Origin of the sequence: Bordetella sputigena (genome assembly GCF_965137885.1) — a bacterium.
Lineage (GTDB): Bacteria > Pseudomonadota > Gammaproteobacteria > Burkholderiales > Burkholderiaceae_B > Bordetella_C > Bordetella_C sputigena.
In genome coordinates, this window is the sequence record NZ_CBCSCA010000005.1 from 1 (window position 1) to 19,196 (window position 19,196).

Below are 19,196 nucleotides of genomic sequence, written 5' to 3' on the forward strand. Positions count from 1 at the left end.
CGCCCATCCCCATGCGGCGCTGGTCGAGCAGGCCTGCCGGGCCATGGAGTCCGGGGCGGCAACGGACCTCGCCACGCTGGCCGAACAGGCCGGCATGAGCCGCTTCCACTTCCACCGGGTGTTCAAGGCCGTCACCGGCATCACGCCCAAGGCCTACGCCCAGGCCGTCCGCGCATCACGCGCGCGACAGGAACTCGATCACGGACGGTCGCGGGGCCGCTCGGTCACCGACGCCATCTACGAAGCGGGCTTCAATTCCAGCGGCCGGTTCTACGAAAGCGTGCCCGCCATGCTCGGCATGACCCCCACCGAATTCCGCCGTGGCGGCGCCGGCTTGGGCATCCGCTTCGCCGTCGCCCAATGTTCATTGGGCGCCCTGCTGGTCGCCGCGACGGAAAAAGGCATATGCCAGATCACGCTGGGCGACGATCCGCAGGCCCTGGTGCGGGGGCTGCAGGACCGCTTTTCCCAGGCCAGCCTGGAAGGCGGTGACGAGGAATTCAAAAGATGGGTGGCCCAGGTCGTGGGCTTCGTCGAAAAGCCGGAGATGGGCCTCGCGCTGCCGCTGGATGTGCGCGGCACCGCTTTCCAGCAACGCGTCTGGCAAGCCCTGCGTGAAATCCCTCTGGGTAGCACCGCCTCCTATGCGGAGGTCGCCCGCCGCATCGGCGCGCCGGGCGCCGTGCGCGCGGTGGCGCGCGCCTGCGCGAGCAACGATATCGCGCTCGCCATCCCCTGCCATCGCGTCGTGCGAACGGACGGCGCCCCGGGCGGTTACCGATGGGGCGTCGCGCGCAAGCTGGAGTTGCTGGCGCGCGAAGGCGGCCAGCAACGTTGAGCCCGATCAGCCCGCCAGACGCTGCCAGGTATCGACAACGGTATCGGGATTCAGCGACATCGAGAGGATGCCTTCATCCTTGAGCCACTGCGCGAAATCCGGATGGTCGCTGGGCCCCTGGCCGCAAATACCGACATACTTGCCCTTGGCCAGGCAAGCCTGGATGGCCCGCCGCAGCATGAACTTGACCGCTTCGTCGCGCTCGTCGAAGTCCGCCGCCAACAGCTCCATGCCCGAATCGCGGTCCAGGCCCAGCGTCAGCTGCGTCATGTCGTTCGAACCGATCGAGAAGCCGTCGAAGTAGTCCAGGAAGGAATCCGCCAGAATGGCGTTGGACGGCACCTCGCACATCATGATCAGCTTCAGCCCGTTCTCGCCGCGCTTCAGCCCGTTCTTGCCCAGCAGTTCGACCACCCGTGCGGCCTGGTTCAGCGTGCGCACGAAGGGCACCATGATCTCGACGTTGGTCAGGCCCATTTCGCCGCGCACGCGCTTCAATGCCTCACATTCCATGCGGAAGCACTCATCGAACTCCTGAGCGATATAGCGCGACGCGCCGCGGAAACCCAGCATGGGGTTTTCCTCTTCGGGCTCGTAGCGCGAGCCGCCCACCAGCTTGCGGTACTCGTTGGACTTGAAGTCGGACAAGCGGACGATGACGGGCTTGGGCCAGAACGCCGCGGCGATGGTGGCGATACCCTCGGCCAGCTTCTCGACGAAGAAGGCGCGCGGGCTGGCATAGCCACGCGCGGCCGACTCCACCGCCTTTTTCAGTTCGGCATCGACGTTCGGATAATCCAGCACCGCTTTCGGGTGGATGCCGATGTTGTTGTTGATGATGAATTCCAGGCGCGCCAGGCCCACGCCTTCGTTGGGAATCTGCGCGAAGTCGAAGGCCAGTTGCGGATTGCCGACGTTCATCATGATCTTCACGTCGATGGCGGGCATTTCGCCGCGGCGCACTTCCTCGACCTCGGTTTCGATCAGGCCGTCATAGATGCGGCCCTCATCGCCTTCCGCGCAGGACACGGTCACCGCCTGGCCTTCCTTCAGGTCGTCGGTGGCCGTGGCGCATCCCACCACCGCCGGGATGCCGAGTTCACGCGCGATGATGGCGGCGTGGCAGGTGCGGCCGCCGCGGTTGGTGACGATGGCGGCGGCGCGCTTCATCACGGGTTCCCAGTTGGGATCCGTCATATCGGTCACCAGCACGTCGCCCGGCTGCACCTTGTCCATTTCCGAGACGTCGGCGACGATGCGCACCGGACCGGAACCGATCTTCTGGCCGATCGCGCGGCCCGTCACCACCACACGGCCGGTGGCCTTCAGGCGGTAGCGCTGCTGCACTTCATTGCCGCTCTGCTGCGACTTCACGGTCTCCGGGCGCGCCTGCAGGATATACAGCTTGCCGTCGACGCCATCGCGGCCCCATTCGATGTCCATGGGACGGCCATAGTGCTTCTCGATGATGACCGCATAGCGCGCCAGCTCGGTGACTTCTTCGTCCGTCAGCGAATAGCGATTGCGCTCGGACACCGGCACGTCCACGGTGCGCACGGCGCGGCCCTGCGGGCGCTCGGGGTCGAACTCCATCTTGATCAGCTTGGAGCCGATGCGGCGTCCGACGATGGGATACAGGCCTTTTTCCAGCGTGGGCTTGAAGACGTAGAACTCGTCGGGGTTGACGGCGCCCTGCACCACCGTCTCGCCCAGGCCATAGGACGACGTGATGAAGACCACGTCCTTGAAGCCCGATTCGGTATCGATGGTGAACATGACGCCGGCGCTGCCCTTGTCCGAGCGCACCATGCGCTGCACGCCCGCGGACAGGGCGACGTCGGCGTGCGCATAGCCTTTGTGCACGCGATAGGAAATGGCGCGATCGTTGTACAGCGACGCAAAGACGTGGCGGATCTTGTCCAGCACGTCATCGATGCCGACCACGTTCAGGAAGGTTTCCTGCTGGCCCGCGAACGACGCGTCCGGCAGGTCTTCCGCGGTGGCGGACGAACGAACGGCGAACGAGCCCTTGCCGTCCGCATCCAGGGCGGCGAAGGCGGTACGGATCTGTTGTTCGAATTCGGGCGAGAACGGCGCGTCGATCAGCCACTGGCGGATCTCCGCCCCGGCCGTCGCCAGTTCACGTACGTCTTCCGGGTTGAGCGAGGCGAGACGATCGGCGATACGCTTGTCCAGGCCCGACGATTTCAGGAAATCGCGGAAGGCCTCGGCCGTGGTCGCGAAGCCGCCCGGCACGCGCACGCCCGCGCCGGCCAGCTGGCTGATCATTTCACCTAGTGATGCGTTCTTGCCTCCTACCGAGTCCACATCCGCCATGCGGAGCTGCTCGAACGAAACGACGTACGACATTGAAGTCACCTTTTACAATGGAAAGAAAGCGAGTTTGGTCAGGGCACGGAAACGCGCGCTGGCCAAACTGGCCTTGGGACCGCATTGGGGTGACTTATCGGGGCCTGATTGTACCCGGTAGGATCCGCCCTACTTCCAGCCTCGTCGGAATTTTTTACATATGACCAACACCCCGCTCGAACGGACCGTTTACATCGTCTCGGACAGCACCGGCATTACGGCCGAGACCTTCAGCCATTCGGTACTGGCGCAGTTCGAGAACGTGAACTTTCGCCAGATCCGCCTGCCCTTCGTCGACACCCTGCAAAAGGCGGAGGAAGCCGCGCTGCGCATCGATCGCAATGCCGCCGAAACGGGCATGCAGCCCATTGTCTTCAGCACCCTGGTTCATCCCGAAATCATGGCGCGGGTACGGCAGGCCAACGGTATCTTCCTGGATCTATTTGGAACCTTTGTAAGCCACATCGAACAGGAACTGGGCCTGAAGTCCAGCCACTCCATCGGCCGCTCGCACATGGCGGCCAACAGCGAGAAGTATCGCAACCGTATCGACGCCATCAATTTCAGCCTGTCCCATGACGACGGCCAGTTCGTTACAAATCTGGGCCAGGCGGATGTGATTCTGGTGGGCGTGTCACGCTGCGGAAAAACGCCGACCAGCCTGTACCTGGCCATGCAGTATGCGATCAAGGCTGCCAACTTTCCGCTGACGCCCGACGACTTCGAACGCGGGGTGCTGCCGTCGACGCTGGCGCCCCACCGCAGCAAGCTGTTCGGCCTGTCCATCCAGCCCGACCGGCTGGCGGAAGTGCGGCACGAGCGACGTCCCAACAGCCAGTACGCGTCGATCGAGCAATGCCGCTATGAGGTCGCGGAGGCCGAGCGCCTGATGCGGCGCGAAGGCATTGAATGGCTGTCCACGACGACCAAATCCATCGAGGAGATTTCCACGACGGTGCTGCAGGAAGTCGGGCTGGACCGGGGCGGCTGAAGCCGCCACGTGGCGGTGGGCCTGGCGGGCGGCTATCCGCCCACCGGCAGACAAGGGAAGCGGCGGCGCTGCTCGAACAGGCAGATCGCCGCCGACACCGCCACGTTCAAGGACTCTACGGCCTGCGTATCGTGCGGAATCCGCACCTGCAGGTCGGCCGCCTGCAACAGCTCCGGCGCGATGCCCTGCCCTTCGTGGCCGAATACCCACGCGCAGTGCGCCGGCAGGTTGGCATCGTAGAGAGAAATCGAGTCATGCAGCGCCGTGGCGACCAGCGGCACGCCCAGGCGCGGCAGCAGGTCCGCCACGCTGACGCGCTCATGCAGCGAGATCGCGAAATGCGCGCCCTGGGCGCTGCGCAGCACCTTGGGCGACCAGGCCGCGGCGCAGCCCTCGGACAACAGAACGCGCTGTATGCCAGCGGCCGCGCAGGTGCGTATCAATGTGCCGACATTGCCGGGGTCCTGCACCCGATCCAGCAGGACACAGGATTCCTCGATCCGGTCGGGCAGGTCCGGCTGGGGCGGCTGCACCAGGAAGGCGACACCCTGGTCGCTTTCCACGCTGGCCAGGCCGCGCAGCAGCCGCGCTTCCAGGCTGACGCAGATTTCCTCCGGCAGCACGCGCGCCAGGCCGGCGATTTCGGGATGGTCCAGCCGCGCGGCGTCGAACAGCGCGCGCACCGGCGTCCCGTGATGCCGCAGCCAGGCCTGGCAGAGATGGATACCGTCCAGCAGCACCTGGGATTCGCGCCGGCCCGCCGTCGCGGCGATGCGCTGCAGGGATTTCACCAGAGGGTTATCGCGCGAAGCTATGTGCTTCATGGCACGATCAACATATCCTTGACGGGAGAAAAGCTGCGCCGGTGTTCCGGACACGGGCCGTGCTCGCGCAGGCGCTCCAGGTGCATCACCGTGCCATAGCCCTTGTGCTGGTCGAAGCCATAGTTGGGATACTTGCCATGCAGGCGCACCAGATCGGCGTCGCGTGCCGTCTTGGCCAGGATCGACGCGGCCGAGATGGCCGGCACCAGCGCATCCCCCTGGATCACGGTCTTCACGCCGCAAGGCAGGCGCGGCGCCTGATTGCCGTCGACCAGCGCCAGTCCGGGCTTGATGCCCAGCCCGAGCACCGCGCGGCGCATCGCCAGCAAGGTCGCGCGCAGGATGTTCAGGGAGTCGATTTCCTTCACGCTGGCGCTGGCCACGCACCAGGCGACGGCGTATTCCTTGATTTCGAGCGCCAGCTCTTCGCGCCGCGGGGCGGTCAGCACCTTGGAATCGGCCAGCCCATCGATGCGCCGCCCCGGATCCAGGATGACGGCGGCGGCGTAGACCGCGCCGGCCAGGGGCCCGCGGCCGGCTTCGTCCACCCCCGAGATGATCACATCGCGCAGGCCTTCGTCGCCGAACATGTCACTTTGCGCCATGCGCTACCTCGTTGATGGCCCGCGCCGCCAGCGCCGGCGTGTCGCGCAGCAGCTCGGCATGCAAGTCCGTGAACCGCGCCTGGATGCGGGCGGCGGCCGCCTCATCCGTGAGCGCGCGCCAGGTCGCTTCGGCCAGTTTGTCGGGCGTGGCGTCGTCCTGCAGCAGCTCCGGCACCGCGAAGTCGCGCAGCAACACATTGGGCAACCCGACCCAAGGCAGATAAGGGCGCTGCTGCCCGGATTTCCACGCCATGATACGTCGCATCCATGGCGACAGCACATAGGAAATAACCATGGGCCGCTTGTAGAGCGCGGCCTCCAGCGTGGCCGTGCCGCTGGCCACCAGCACCGCGTCCGCGGCCTCCATGACGGACCAGGCCACGGGCTGGCCTTCGCCGGTGGCGCCGTTCATCACGCCGGCGGCAACGTCGTCCGACGTAACGATGCGCAGGTTGCTGACGGGATACTGGCGCAGGAATTGTTCGAATTCCGCGCGCCGCGCCGCATTCACCATGGGCACCAGGCACTGCAACGCCGGATCGCGCGCCTGCAACTGCTGCAAGGCCTGCAGGAAACGCGGCGCCAGCACGCGGATTTCCGACGAACGGCTGCCCGGCAGCATGGCCAGCACGCGCGCGCCGCGCTCCACGCCCAGCCGCGCGCGGGCGGCCTCGCGATCCGGCGCCATGGGTATGGTTCCGGCCAGCGGGTGGCCGACATAGGTGACCGGTATGCCTTCCTTGCGATAGATATCGACTTCGAAAGGAAACAGCACCAGCATGTGCGAGACCGCCTGGCGGATCTTGTGGATGCGGTCGTAGCGCCAGGCCCAGATGGACGGCCCGACGAAATGCACCGTGGGCACGCCGGCCTGCCGCAGCTGGAGTTCCAGCTTCAGATTGAAATCCGGCGCATCGATACCGACGAACACGGCGGGCGGCTCGGCCAGCATGCGTCGCTTGACGTCGCCATAGATGGCCAGCAGGCTGGGAATACGCTTGAGCGCATCGACGTAGCCGAACACCGTCAGCGCGTGCATGGGATGCCAGCTATCGAAGCCCCGCGCCTGCATGCGCGGCCCGCCTATCCCCGCGCAGGCCACCGAGGCGTCGTATTCGCGCAGGCCTTCGATGATGCGGCCGGCCAGCAGGTCCCCGGAGGGCTCGCCGGCGACCATGCCGATGCGCGTGGTCACGGCCGGATAATGCCGCGTTGCGATTGATCCAGGAAGTCCAGCATGACTTGCAGGACTTCGCGCGTTTCCGGCTCGCTCTCCTGCCGGCCGCGCAATTCGGCGCGCGCTTCGTCCAGCGACAGGCCGCGCCGGTATATGGCCTTGTAGGCGTCGCGCAGGGCCGATATCACGGCGGGTGTGAACCCGCGGCGCTTCAACCCTTCCACATTGATGCCCACCGGACGGCAGGGGTTGCCAGCGGCCAGCACATAAGGCGGCGTATCCTGCATCAGCGAGCTATTGCCGCCCGTCATGCTGTGCGCGCCGATGGTGCTGAACTGATGCACGCCGGTCAGGCCGCCCAGGATGGCCCAATCGCCCACCCGCACATGGCCGCCCAGCTGCACGCCGTTGGCCAGGATGGTGTTGCTGCCCACGTGGCAATCGTGCGCGATATGCACATAGGCCATGATCCAGTTGTCGCTGCCGATGGTGGTCACGCCGCCATCCTGGACCGTGCCGGTATTGAAGGTGGTGAACTCGCGTACGGTGTTGCGGTCGCCGATTTCCAGCCGGGTCGGCTCACCGTCGTATTTCTTGTCCTGCGGCATGCCGCCGATCGAGCAGAACCGGTAGAAGCGGTTGTCGCGCCCGATAGTGGTGACGCCGTCGATGACGCAATGCGATCCGATCTCAGTCCCCGCGCCGATGCGCACCCGCGGGCCGATGACGCTGTAGGGACCGATGACAACGGAACTGTCGATCTCAGCAGCCGGATCGACCACGGCGGTAGGGTGAATGTGATCGGTCATTTATGCGTCCAGGCTGCGGATGGCACACATGAGCTTGGCTTCGGCGACCAGTTGACCGTCCACCAGGGCGCGCCCGGCGTACTTGCAAATGCTGCGGCTCAACCGTTCGGCGTCCACTTCGATACGCAATTGGTCGCCGGGCAGGACCGGGCGGCGGAAACGCGCGCCGTCGATGCCGACGAAGTAATACACCGTGGACGAACCAGCGGCATCGTTGCTTTTCAGGGCCGATTCATCCGAAAACGAAAACAGTGCGGCGGCTTGCGCCATGGCTTCCAGGATCAGCACGCCAGGCATGACGGGATGATGGGGAAAGTGACCCGTGAAGAATGGTTCGTTGATCGAAACGTTCTTCAAGGCAACGATGGATTTGCCGGGCTGGATGTCGATCACGCGGTCGATCAGCAGCATCGGATACCGATGCGGCAAGCGATCCAGGATCCCCTTAATGTCGAGTTCCATGAGTATGTTCCTGCATTGCAATTCTTCTTACGGCATGCCGCGTTAGCGACGCGCCGTGATGTTATTCCTGTTCCAGCGTCCGCACGCGGCGGCGCAACTGGCCCAACTGCTGGATGACAGCCGCGTTGCGCTGCCACTCGCCATGTTCCGCATACGGGTACACCCCGGTGTAGCGGCCAGGCTTGGAAATATTCGACGTAATGGCGGTGCCGCCGGATATATGCACGTCGTCGGCCAGGGTCAGGTGGCCGGACAACATGGACGCGCCGCCTATGGTGCAGCGTTCGCCTATGGTCGTGGAGCCGGCGATGCCGACGCAAGCCGCCACGGCCGTATGCGCCCCGATCCGGACGTTGTGGGCGACCATGATCTGGTTGTCCAGCTTGACGCCGTCGCCGATCAGGGTGTCTTCCAGCGCGCCGCGATCGATGGTGGTGTTGGCGCCGATTTCGACATCGTTGCCCACGGTCACACCGCCGAACTGCGGGATTTTGCCCCAGGCGCCCTTGCCCAGCGCCGGATCCGGCGCGAAGCCGAAACCATCCGCTCCCAGCACCGCCCCCGAATGGATGACCGCCCGTGCTCCGACGGTTACGCCCGCATACAACGTTACGCGCGCATGTAGCAATCCGCCCGCGCCGACCGAAGACCCCGCCCCGATGACGCAGCCCGGCCCCAGCACGGTTTCACGCCCGATGCGGGCGCCGGATTCGACCACGCAGTGCGGCCCGATCCGCACGCCGTCTTCAATGACGGCGTCATCCGCCACCACGGCGGAGGGATGCACGCCGGCGGGCAAGGCCGGCCGCCGCGCACGGTCGAACCATTGCGCGATACGGGCGTACAGCAGATAGGGGTTGGCCGTGATCACACGGGCGAAGGCCGCCGGTGTGGAGGGGGCGGACTGGGCCGATGCCGGCCCGGACAAAGCCTGTTCTATATCCGGCGTGACGATGACCGCGCCGGCCCGCGTCGCGGGCAATTGGCTTTGGTAGCGAGGATTGGAAAGAAAGCTGATTTCGCCCGGCCCCGCGGTGGCCAGCGTCCCCAGCCCCTGTATCCGGGGAAGCGCCCCACCTGGTGGGGCGCTGATCTGCCACGTCAGACCCTGGGTGTCGGTATCCGCCAATAACTCGTCAAGTAAGGGCGCGCGAGTGGAATCTAGCAGAACCGGCATGGGCGACGCTTACTTGCCAAGGGCCTGGATCACTTTATCGGTGATATCCACGCGCGGGCTGACAGTGACGGCGTCCTGCACGATCAGATCGTAGTTTTCTTTTTCGGCGATGTTCTTGATGGCCGCGTTGGCCTTCTGCACGATGGCCGAGAATTCCTCGTTGCGGCGACGGTTGAAGTCTTCCTGGAATTCGCGGCGGCGGCGCTGCAGGTCGCCGTCCATGTTGCTGAGGTCACGCTGGCGCTTCATGCGATCGGACTCGGACAACACGGGCGCGTCCTTGTCGAACTTTTCCGCCTGGGCGCGCAGATTGGTCGCCATGCGCTGCAGTTCGGCATCACGGGCCTTGAACTCGGATTCGATCTTGGCCTGGGCCGCGCGAGCGGGGCCGGATTCGCGCAGGATACGCTCGGTATTGACGAAGCCGATTTTCGTCCCCTGCGCAGCCGCGGGCGCCGCGTACGACGCGCCCAGCAGCAGCGCGCCCGCCAGCGCCAGCACAGCCGTCAGCGAGACGGAGCTCTTGCGCGATGAACGGGTCAATTTGCGTACGAAAATAGACATCATGAAAATTTCACCTTCCGATAAGGTCAAGCAAACCATTATTGTGCCACTAAACCGGCACGCTCATGGGCGACCGGAAACATCCGGCCACCTTTGATTTGCGTTTAGAAACCAGTACCGATTTGGAACTGGAAGCTCTGGGTGTCGTCACCCGACTTCGCGTTGAGCGGCCGGCCGTAGGACAGCTGCAGCGGTCCCAGCGGCGATTGCCATGACAGGCCCACGCCGGCGGAATAGCGCCATCCGCAAGGATCCTCGACTTCGTTGTGCTTGCCCGCCGTGCAGGTCAAGCCATTGCCCGGCTGCACCCGGCCGGCGTCCGTGAACAGGAACCAGCGCAGGGTCTTGTCCTTGGTCGCGCCCGGGAACGGCAGGTAGAGCTGCGCGTTGGCCACGATACGGCGCGCACCACCCAGGTAATCGCCCGTCAGGGTATCGCGCGGCCCCAGGGACGCGCCTTCGTAGCCACGCACCGAACCGATACCGCCCGCGTAGACGTCCTTGATGACCGGGAAGTCCTTGCCGCCATAGGACTGGCCCCAGTCCATCATGCCGTTCAGGGCCAGGGTGTAGCTGCGGCCCAGCGGCAGGTAGTACTGCTGCTGCGCGGACAGCATGGTGTATTTCAGGTCCATCGTGGACACGTTGGCCTGCAGCTTGGTGAAGTAGCCCTTGGTCGGCGCCAGCGCGCTGTCGCGGGTGTCCTTGTTCCAGCCGGTGGTCAGCAGGACCGAAGTGGTCGAATCGCCGTACTGGTCGACGTATTCCTGGTAGGCCTGCGGGGAATTGCTGTCCAGGTGGACCTTGTTGCGCTCGACGGACGCGCCCAGGATGATGCGGTCGTACTCCGAGATGGGCACGCCGAAGTTCATGCCCAGGCCCATCGTATCGACGCGGTACTCGCCGTCGTTGTCGATGAACGGACGCTGCTGGCGGTAATACAGCGACGTGGTGCGGCTGATGCCGTCCTTGGTCCAGTACGGATCGGTATGCGACAGCACCGCGGCGCGGTTGGTCTTGCTGGTGTTCAGCTGCAGGGTCAGGTTAGTGCCGCTGCCGAAGACGTTGTCTTCGCTGATACCGGCGCTGAAGATGGCGCGGTCGGTCGAGCCATAGCCCACGCCCAGGTTGACCATGCCGGTGGGCTTTTCCTTCACGTCGACGTTGACGTCGACCTGGTCGGGCGAGCCCGGAACCGGATCGGTCTTGACGTTGACGTCGTTGAAATAGCCCAGGCGGTCGATACGATCGCGCGACATCTTGATATCGCCGGCGTCATACCAGGCGGCTTCTTCCTGGCGCATTTCGCGGCGGATGACCTCGTCCCGCGTACGGGTGTTGCCGCCGATCTGGATGCGGCGCACGTAGACGCGACGGCTGGGATCCACGTAGAACGTCAGATCGGCTTCGTGCTTGGCGCGATCCATCTGGGGATTCGGATTGACGTTGGCGAAGGCGTAGCCCAGTTCGCCCAGGTAGTCGGTAATGGCCTTGGCGCTATCGTTGGTCTTGGCCGCCGAGAAGGTTTCGCCGGGCTTGACCTGCACCAGCGCATCGATCTGCTTGTCCAGGCCCAGCAGATTGCCCGCCAGTTTCACGCTGCGCACCTTGTACGGTTCGCCTTCGTGCAGCGTGTAGGTGATGTAGATGTTCTTGCGATCCGGCGAGATGGTGACCTGCGGCGGTTCCACCGCGACTTCGAGATAGCCGCGATCCAGGTAGAACGAGCGGATCCGCTCGACGTCGCCTTCCAGCTTTTCGCGCGAATATTTGTCCGTGTCGGTATACCAGGTCAGCCAGCCCGGCGTGGTCATCTGGATCTGGTCCAGCAGCTCGCTTTCCGAGAAGGCCTTGTTGCCGACGAAATGGATTTCACGGATGCGCGCCACGTCGCCTTCGAAAATATCGAAGCTGATGCCGACGCGATTGCGCGGCAGCGGCGTCACCGTGGAAGTCACTTCCACGCCGTACTTGCCCTTGGACATGTACTGCTGCTTGAGTTCGAGTTCGGCGCGCTCGAGCATGGAGCGGTCGAAGATGCGCCCTTCCGCGAAGCCGACGTTGCGTAGCGAGTCCAGGATCGCCTTGCTGTCGAACTCCCGCATGCCGTTGAACGTGATGGACGCGATGGTCGCGCGTTCCTGCACCACGACCACAACCACGTTGTTGTTGGTGTCGATGCGCACGTCGCTGAAAAAGCCGCTGCCGTAAAGACGGCGCACGGAATCCGTGGCGGTGTCTTCCGTGAAGGTATCGCCGACCTTGAAGGGCAGATAGCCGAACACCGTGCCGGCATCGATACGCTGGATCCCCTCCACGCGAATGTCCTTGACGACGAAGGGTTCGAAGGCGTTGGCCAGTGCCGGCAGCAACATCAGCATGGCGATGAGGCCCGCCCAAATACCCTTGTTGGGCTTAAACATCCAGCGGAAAAACATCCTGGGGGATCCTTGGTGGTCCAAATGGCGGAGTTATAGGTGCAAATGGCGGAGGATTTTAAGGCAGAACCCGCCTGAGCGAAAGGCACCAGCCATCCCGGGCGTCCGCCGGCATGACCGGACGTTCGCGGCGGCCCACCGCCAATGGGCTGACAAGGGCCTGTCCAGGGACTTGGCCGGGGCCCGGCCCGGGGGCATAAGCCAGGTGCAAGCTAGGTGAAAAGCCGGGCGAAATCGTTGAACAGGGCCAGGCCCATCAGGCCCGCCAGCAGGCCCAGGCCGGCACGCTGGCCGATGTCCAGCCAGCGCGAGGGCGGCGGGCTGCCGCGCACGATCTCCAGCAGGTAGTACAGCAAATGGCCGCCGTCCAGCATGGGAATGGGCAGCAGGTTGAGCACGCCCAGGCTGATACTGATCAGCGCCAGATAGGCGATATAGGCCGCCAGGCCGACGCGCGCCGTCTGCCCGGCATAATCGGCAATGGTCACCGGGCCGCTGATATTGCGCCAGGAAACGGCGCCCGTCACCATGCGGCCCATCATGCGCAGCGAAAACCAGGCCGTATCGGCGGTACGCGTGACGCCCTGCCACACGCTGTCGATGGGACCGTAGCGCACCGTCACCATGGGCACGTCGCCGCCCAGCTGCACCCCGATGCGGCCGACGGTTTCGCCGTTGTCCAGGCGTTCCGCCTTCGGCGTTACCGTCAGGGAGATATCGGCGCCATCGCGCCGCACCAGCAAGGGCACCGCCGTGCCGGCGCGCTGCTGCACCATGCGAATGACCGAGCCGACGTCCTGCACCGGCTGGCCATCGACGGCCAGCACGACGTCGCCGCTACGCAGCCCGGCCTGCTGCCCGGGGCTATCGGGCACCAGGCCGCGTACGACGGGACGCGGCTCCTGCAGGCGCAGGCCCGAGGCCGCCAGCGGATCGCCCTGCGCGGGATCGAGGCGGTTCTCACCCAGCGTCAGCTCGCGTTCGTGGACGGCGCCTTGCTCGGTCCTGACGCCGAGCTGCACCCGCCCGCCGGTGGAGATATGGTCCATCAGCTGCCAGCGCGCGTCATTCCAGGACGTTATCGGCTCGCCGTCGATGGACACGATGCGGTCGCCGGCCTGCAGCCCGGCCTGGGCCGCGGGGGTACCGGCAGCCGGCCGTGCGATGAAGGCGGCGGGCTCCTCCACGCCGGCCAGGTTCAGGCTGGCATAGAGGAACACCGCGAGGATCAGATTGAAAACGGGGCCCGCGGCGACGATCAGGATGCGCTTGCCGACCGGCTGGCGATTGAAGGCCCGGGCGGATTCCGCCGGCGCGGCGCCGGCGGGCGGGTCATCCTGCATTTTGACGTAGCCGCCCAGGGGAATGGCGGATACCGCCCACTCGGTACCGTGGCGATCGATGCGGCGCAGCAGGACTTTGCCGAAACCCACAGAAAACCGCAGCACCCGCACGCCGCACAACCGCGCCGCCCAGTAGTGGCCGAGTTCGTGAAACGTGATCAGGATACCCAGCGCGACGGCGAAGGCAAGCAAGGTGAATAGCATGAACGGATACCGGGTGGGGGTCGCGCGATGGCCCGCGATGGCCGCTATAGCGCGCTAACGCACTAACGCACTAACGGCCCCTGGGGTGGGCGGCGGCGACCGGGGAACGCGCCAGGATATGTTGCGCTTGCGTCCGCGCCGCGGCGTCTTCCGCCAGGACGTCGTCAAGGCTGTTCAGCGTAACAGATGGCCGACCGGCGTGCCACTCCAGAGTCTGGGCGATGACGGCCGGGATACAGGTGTACGGCACCGTTTCGCGCAGAAAGGCGTCCACGGCGACCTCGTTCGCCGCATTCAGCGCGATGCAGGCGCCCTGCCCGGCGGCCAGGGCATCGAAGGCCAGGCCCAGGCAGGGAAAGCGGCGCAGATCCGGCTTTTCGAAATCCAGCCGCCCGCAGCGCGCCAGGTCGAGCAGCCCTACCCCGCTGGCCAGGCGGTCCGGAAATCCCAGGCCGTAGGCGATGGGGGTACGCATGTCCGGCTGGCCCAGCTGCGCCAGCACGGAGCCGTCCTCATACTCCACCATGGAATGGACGACGCTTTGCGGATGGATCAGGACTTCGATGCGATCGGCCGGCATGGCGAACAGCCAGTGGGCCTCGATCACTTCCAGCCCCTTGTTCGCCATGGTGGCCGAATCGACGGAAATCTTGCGCCCCATACTCCAGTTCGGATGCTTGCAGGCCTGCGCCGGCGTAATGGCATGCAGGTCTTCCGGGTCGTGCTGGCGGAACGGGCCGCCGGACGCCGTCAGGATCAGGCGGCGCACCCCGGCGGCCGGCCGCGTGGGCGCGGAAGCGCGCTCGCCATGCGGCAGGCACTGGAAGATGGCGTTGTGCTCGCTGTCGATGGGCAGCAGTTCGGCGCCGTGGTCGCGCACCGCGGCCATGAACAGCGAACCGGCGGCCACCAGGGCTTCCTTGTTGGCCAGCAATACCCGCTTGCCGGCGCGCGCCGCCGCCAGGGCGGAAGGCAGGCCGGCGGCGCCGACGATGGCCGCCATCACGGTATCGCATTCCGGATCCGCGGCCGTATCGGCCAGCGCCTGGGCGCCGACGCGGATCTCCGGCGGCGCGGATGCTTTTGCGTCTGCCTGCGCCCACGCCTGGCGGAAACGCGCCGCGGCATTCTCGTCCGGCACGACCACCACGCGGGCGGCGCTGGCGCGCGCCTGTTCCACCAGCTTTTCCATGCGGCTATGGGCCGAAAGCGCGTAGACGCCCAGCCGGTCGGGATGCCGGGCGATAACGTCCAGGGTGCTTTCGCCGATCGATCCCGTGGAGCCCAGCACGGCGATACGCTGAAACGCAGTCAAAACAGTACTCCACTGAGAAGCAGGGCCACGGGCGCCACCGGCAGGATGGCGTCGATGCGATCGTAGACGCCGCCGTGGCCGGGCAACAGATTACTGGAATCCTTGCGCCCGGCGCGCCGCTTGAGCAGCGACTCGAACAGGTCGCCGACAATGGACAACACGCCCAGCAACGCCGCGATCGGCAGCGCGCCCCAGAGCGTCCAGCGCTGGACCAGGGCGTGGCCGAAGGTGCCCTCCCACACGCTGCTGACGCCTATCCAGATGACGGCGGCCGCGACCCCGCAGATGGCGCCTTCGATGGTTTTGCCGGGGCTGACGCGCGGCGCCAGCTTGTGGCGGCCCAAGGCGCGGCCGCCGAAATAGGCCGCGATATCCGCGGCCCACACCAGCGCCAGCAGGGACAGCAGGAAAACGGCTCCATGTGTCATGAAGAGCAAGGCCAGCACCGCCCAGGCCGCCATCAGGGCCAGGATGGCGAATAGCGTCAGGGCCACGCTGGCGGGCGGCGCGTCGCTGCGTCCGCGGACCACCGCGACCGTCGCGCCGAAGATCCACAACAGGGCCGACAGCGGCACCACCCAGTTGAACAGCAGCGCGCTGGAGGCTTCGGCGGCGAAGTCGTAGCGGCTGCCGCCGGTCCACCACAGGGTCACGCACAGCGCCGCGGCGCCCAGCAGCACGCCCACGACGATGGCGCCGGCGCCACCGCCCTCGGGCAAGGTCAGGCGCGCCCATTCCCAGCCGGCGCAGGCGGTCGCGACGGCGAGCAGCACCATGAAAGGCCAGGGCGTGGACGCCGCCATGGTGGCGGCCAGGACGGCGAGGAGGATGACGGCTGTGACGATGCGCTGGCGCAGCATGAAGTCTCCTAATCTTGGGCGGGTGCCTGGGCAGGTGCCCGCCGCGATGGTGGGAACACCATATTCTGCCCCCTTTTCATGCGGCCGCGTGACGGCAGGGGTACGGGTCGCGCAAGCCTAGCGTTTTCCGGCCGCATTGACCTGGGCGCTGGTACGCCCGAAACGCCGCTCGCGGGTCCGGTACCATTCGAAGGCTTCTTCCAGTTCCGGGCCGCCGAAGTCCGGCCAATAGCGGTCGGTGAAGAAAAGCTCGGTGTACGCCAGCTGCCAGATCAGGTAGTTCGAAATGCGCTGTTCGCCGCCGGTGCGGATGAACAGGTCCGGTTCGGGCGCCCATGCCATCGACAGATAGCGACTGAGCGTGGCCTCGTCGATGCCGTCCGGCGCCTGCGCCAGCGCGGGATTTTCCACCAGCATGCGGCGCATGGCCTGCAGGATGTCCCAGCGCCCGCCGTAGTTCGCGCATACCGAAAGATGCAGCTGGTCGTTGTGCGCGGTGCGGGCCTGCGCCTGTTCGATCAATTCGCGCAGGCGCGGCTCGAAGGGAGAAAGATCGCCGACCACGCGCAGCCGCACGCCCTGGGAGTCGAGTTTGTCGACTTCCCGTTCCAGCGCCTGCACGAACAGCCGCATCAGCAGCGAGACCTCTTCGGCCGGGCGGCGCCAGTTTTCGGAGCTGAAGGCGAACAGGGTCAGGTAGCGGACGCCGCGGCGGCCGCAGGCCTCCACGACCCGGCGCACGGCCTGCACGCCCTTGGCGTGTCCGGCGGTGCGCGGCAGATGCCGTCGCGTGGCCCAGCGGCCGTTGCCATCCATGATGATGGCAACATGCTGCGGTATATCCGACGTCGGCGGGACCGCCTGGGTGGAACTGATAGTCATGAGGTTGCAAAGACCGCGCGGCGCGCTCGCGTCAGACGGTCATGATCTCCGCTTCTTTCTGCGCGATCAGCTTGTCGATTTCACCCACGCAGCGATCGGTGAGCTTCTGGATTTCGTCCTGCGCACGGCGCTCTTCGTCTTCCGAGATGGACTTATCCTTGACCAGCTTCTTCAAGGCTTCGTTCCCTTCTCGGCGCAGATTGCGCACCGCGATCTTGGCATCCTCGCCTTCGTTCTTCACGACCTTGGTCAGATCGCGGCGGCGCTCTTCCGTCAACGCGGGCATGGGCACGCGGATGGTTTCGCCCATGGAGACGGGATTCAGCCCCAGATCGGATTCACGGATGGCCTTTTCCACCGGACCGGCCATGGTCTTCTCATAGGGCTGCACGCTGATCGTGCGCGCGTCGACCAGGTTGACGTTAGCCACCTGGCTGATGGGCACGGGCGAGCCGTAATACTCGACATGCACGTGATCCAGGATACCGGTATGCGCGCGCCCGGTGCGGATCTTGGACAGATTGACCTTGAGCGTTTCGATGGACTTGGCCATCCGGGACTCGGCCGATTTTCTGATGTCTGCGACGCTCATTGCGACTCCTTCAATTCAAACGTGTACCAGTGTGCCTTCATCTTCGCCAGTGACCGCCCGCTTCAGCGCCCCCGACTTATTGATGGAGAACACCTTGATGGGCAGCTTCTGGTCGCGGCACAGGGCGAATGCCGTGGCGTCCATGACTTCCAGACGGCGCACGATGGCCTCGTCGAAGCTGATGCGGGAATAACGCGTGGCGGTCGGATCCTTATTGGGGTCGGCGCTGTAGATGCCGTCGACCTTGGTCGCCTTGAGCACGATTTCCGCGCCGATTTCGGCGCCGCGCAATGCCGCCGCGGTGTCCGTGGTAAAGAAAGGATTGCCGGTGCCGGCGGCGAAAATCACCACCTTGCCTTCTTCCAGGTAGCGCAAGGCCTTGGGCCGGATATAAGGTTCGACCACCTGTTCGATGTTCAGTGCCGACTGCACGCGCGTGTCGACGCTGCGGTGTTTCAACGCATCCTGCAGGGCCAGGGCATTCATGATGGTGGCCATCATGCCCATGTAGTCCGCGGTCGCGCGATCCATGCCCTGGGCGCCCGGCGCCACGCCGCGGAAAATATTCCCGCCGCCGATGACGATGGCCAGCTCCACGCCCAGATTGACGATTTCGGCGATTTCCTCGGTCATCCGGGCGATGGTGGCGCGGTTGATGCCGAATGCGTCATCACCCATCAGCGCTTCGCCGGAAAGTTTGAGAAGAACCCGCTTATACGATCTGCTGGCCATGAGCGATATCCCTAGAAACGATCCGACGGAAGTGTAAGACAAGAAATAGGCCGGTCACGCGCCGGCCTGTAATAAAAAGAACTGCAATGCGGACGGATAAGAACTTATCGGGAACTTATCAGGCGCGGCCGGCAGCGGCGGCAGCGACTTCCGCCGCGAAATCGGTGGTTTTCTTTTCGATGCCTTCGCCGACGATGAACAGGGCAAAACGCGCGATACCGGCGTTTTCGGCCTTCAGCATCTGTTCAACGGTCTGCTTGTCGTTCTTGACGAAGGGCTGCGACAGCAGCGTGACTTCCTTCAGGAACTTCTGCACCGAGCCTTCGACCATCTTGGCGACGATGTCGGCCGGCTTGCCGGATTCGGCGGCCTTCTGCTCCGCCACGGAACGCTCCGTCGCGATATCGGCGGCCGGGACGCCTTCGGCGTTCAGGGCCTTGGGCTTGGTGGCCGCGATGTGCATGGCCAGGTCCTTGCCGACGCTGTCCGCGCCGTTGAAGTCGACCAGCACGCCGATCTTGCCGCCGTGCACGTAGCTGGCCAGCTTGTTGGCGGTCTGGATGCGCTCGAAGCGGCGGATCGAGATGTTTTCACCGATCTTGCCGATCAGGGCGGTGCGCACGGTTTCGACGGTGCCGCCTTCCAGGGGCAGTTCGGACAGCGCGGCCACGTCGGCCGGGTTCTTGGTCGCAACCAGTTCGGCCAGCGTGTTGACGTAGGCGACGAAGTCGTTGTTCTTGGCGACGAAGTCGGTTTCGCAGTTGACTTCGATCACGGCGCCCTGCTTGGCATCGGGCGAGATGTACAAGCCGATCAGGCCTTCGGCCGTGACGCGCGCGGCGGCCTTGCTGGCCTTGTTGCCCAGCTTGACGCGCAGGATTTCCTCGGCGCGGGCCAGATCGCCCTCGGCTTCGGTCAGCGCCTTTTTGCATTCCATCATGGGCGCGTCGGTCTTTTCGCGCAGTTCCTTGACCATCGAGGCGGTAATTTCAGCCATGTTCGCTCCATTCTTT

Annotated in this window: 18 protein-coding genes; 2 read left to right on the plus strand and 16 right to left on the minus strand. The window is 65.3% G+C overall.

Annotated elements, in window-relative coordinates:
- The first annotated feature begins 19 nt into the window (after positions 1–19).
- On the plus strand, positions 20–838 hold the full coding sequence (locus ACNA0R_RS11145; RefSeq protein WP_415826394.1) for a methylated-DNA--[protein]-cysteine S-methyltransferase: 819 nt from the start codon (positions 20–22) through the stop codon (positions 836–838).
- A gap of 6 nt (positions 839–844) precedes the next feature.
- On the opposite strand, the gene ppsA is transcribed toward ACNA0R_RS11145, so the two are convergent.
- A complete protein-coding gene (gene ppsA / locus ACNA0R_RS11150) occupies positions 845–3,208 on the minus strand; it encodes a phosphoenolpyruvate synthase (protein ID WP_415826075.1) in 2,364 nt (787 codons plus the stop codon).
- 160 nt (positions 3,209–3,368) lie between these two features.
- Between ppsA and ppsR the strand changes: the two genes are divergently transcribed.
- Positions 3,369–4,199: a posphoenolpyruvate synthetase regulatory kinase/phosphorylase PpsR gene (gene ppsR / locus ACNA0R_RS11155; protein WP_415826076.1), complete on the plus strand. Its 831-nt coding sequence runs from the start codon at positions 3,369–3,371 to the stop codon at positions 4,197–4,199.
- Between the two features lie 32 nt (positions 4,200–4,231).
- Here the strand turns inward: ppsR and ACNA0R_RS11160 are convergent, their stop codons facing one another.
- The 15 genes from ACNA0R_RS11160 to tsf form a co-directional block, all read right to left on the minus strand.
- Complete coding sequence (locus tag ACNA0R_RS11160) at positions 4,232–5,023, minus strand: TrmH family RNA methyltransferase (RefSeq protein ID WP_415826077.1); 792 nt, start codon at positions 5,021–5,023, stop codon at positions 4,232–4,234.
- On the minus strand, positions 5,020–5,628 hold the full coding sequence (rnhB, locus tag ACNA0R_RS11165) for a ribonuclease HII (protein WP_415826078.1): 609 nt from the start codon (positions 5,626–5,628) through the stop codon (positions 5,020–5,022). The genes ACNA0R_RS11160 and rnhB overlap by 4 nt, the downstream gene beginning before the upstream one ends.
- The gene (lpxB, locus tag ACNA0R_RS11170; protein WP_415826079.1) at positions 5,615–6,823 is read right to left on the minus strand and encodes a lipid-A-disaccharide synthase; all 1,209 of its coding nucleotides are present in this window, start codon (positions 6,821–6,823) and stop codon (positions 5,615–5,617) included. The genes rnhB and lpxB overlap by 14 nt, the downstream gene beginning before the upstream one ends.
- Positions 6,820–7,614, minus strand: coding sequence for an acyl-ACP--UDP-N-acetylglucosamine O-acyltransferase (lpxA, locus tag ACNA0R_RS11175; protein ID WP_415826080.1), 795 nt, complete (start codon positions 7,612–7,614; stop codon positions 6,820–6,822). The genes lpxB and lpxA overlap by 4 nt, the downstream gene beginning before the upstream one ends.
- Positions 7,615–8,076, minus strand: coding sequence for a 3-hydroxyacyl-ACP dehydratase FabZ (gene fabZ, locus ACNA0R_RS11180; protein WP_415826081.1), 462 nt, complete (start codon positions 8,074–8,076; stop codon positions 7,615–7,617).
- 61 nt (positions 8,077–8,137) lie between these two features.
- Positions 8,138–9,253 (minus strand): UDP-3-O-(3-hydroxymyristoyl)glucosamine N-acyltransferase, encoded by a 1,116-nt coding sequence (gene lpxD / locus ACNA0R_RS11185; protein WP_415826082.1) that lies wholly within the window; start codon positions 9,251–9,253, stop codon positions 8,138–8,140.
- A gap of 9 nt (positions 9,254–9,262) precedes the next feature.
- Positions 9,263–9,820 carry an OmpH/Skp family outer membrane protein gene (locus tag ACNA0R_RS11190; protein ID WP_415826083.1) on the minus strand — a complete coding sequence of 186 codons (558 nt, stop codon included), beginning with the start codon at positions 9,818–9,820 and terminating at the stop codon, positions 9,263–9,265.
- A gap of 101 nt (positions 9,821–9,921) precedes the next feature.
- Positions 9,922–12,255: an outer membrane protein assembly factor BamA gene (gene bamA / locus ACNA0R_RS11195; RefSeq protein ID WP_415826084.1), complete on the minus strand. Its 2,334-nt coding sequence runs from the start codon at positions 12,253–12,255 to the stop codon at positions 9,922–9,924.
- Between the two features lie 212 nt (positions 12,256–12,467).
- The gene (gene rseP / locus ACNA0R_RS11200) at positions 12,468–13,802 is read right to left on the minus strand and encodes an RIP metalloprotease RseP (protein WP_415826085.1); all 1,335 of its coding nucleotides are present in this window, start codon (positions 13,800–13,802) and stop codon (positions 12,468–12,470) included.
- A gap of 70 nt (positions 13,803–13,872) precedes the next feature.
- On the minus strand, positions 13,873–15,117 hold the full coding sequence (locus tag ACNA0R_RS11205; RefSeq protein ID WP_415826086.1) for a 1-deoxy-D-xylulose-5-phosphate reductoisomerase: 1,245 nt from the start codon (positions 15,115–15,117) through the stop codon (positions 13,873–13,875).
- Positions 15,114–15,977, minus strand: a complete 864-nt coding sequence (locus ACNA0R_RS11210) for a phosphatidate cytidylyltransferase (protein WP_415826087.1) — start codon at positions 15,975–15,977, stop codon at positions 15,114–15,116. Before ACNA0R_RS11210 ends, ACNA0R_RS11205 begins: the two co-directional genes overlap by 4 nt.
- Before the next feature lie 117 nt (positions 15,978–16,094).
- Positions 16,095–16,859 carry a polyprenyl diphosphate synthase gene (uppS, locus tag ACNA0R_RS11215; protein ID WP_415826088.1) on the minus strand — a complete coding sequence of 255 codons (765 nt, stop codon included), beginning with the start codon at positions 16,857–16,859 and terminating at the stop codon, positions 16,095–16,097.
- A gap of 31 nt (positions 16,860–16,890) precedes the next feature.
- Complete coding sequence (gene frr / locus ACNA0R_RS11220) at positions 16,891–17,451, minus strand: ribosome recycling factor (protein ID WP_415826089.1); 561 nt, start codon at positions 17,449–17,451, stop codon at positions 16,891–16,893.
- Between the two features lie 15 nt (positions 17,452–17,466).
- Positions 17,467–18,183 carry a UMP kinase gene (pyrH, locus tag ACNA0R_RS11225; RefSeq protein WP_066349092.1) on the minus strand — a complete coding sequence of 239 codons (717 nt, stop codon included), beginning with the start codon at positions 18,181–18,183 and terminating at the stop codon, positions 17,467–17,469.
- Positions 18,184–18,301: 118 nt separating this feature from the next.
- Positions 18,302–19,180: a translation elongation factor Ts gene (gene tsf, locus ACNA0R_RS11230; protein WP_415826090.1), complete on the minus strand. Its 879-nt coding sequence runs from the start codon at positions 19,178–19,180 to the stop codon at positions 18,302–18,304.
- Positions 19,181–19,196 lie beyond the last annotated feature (16 nt).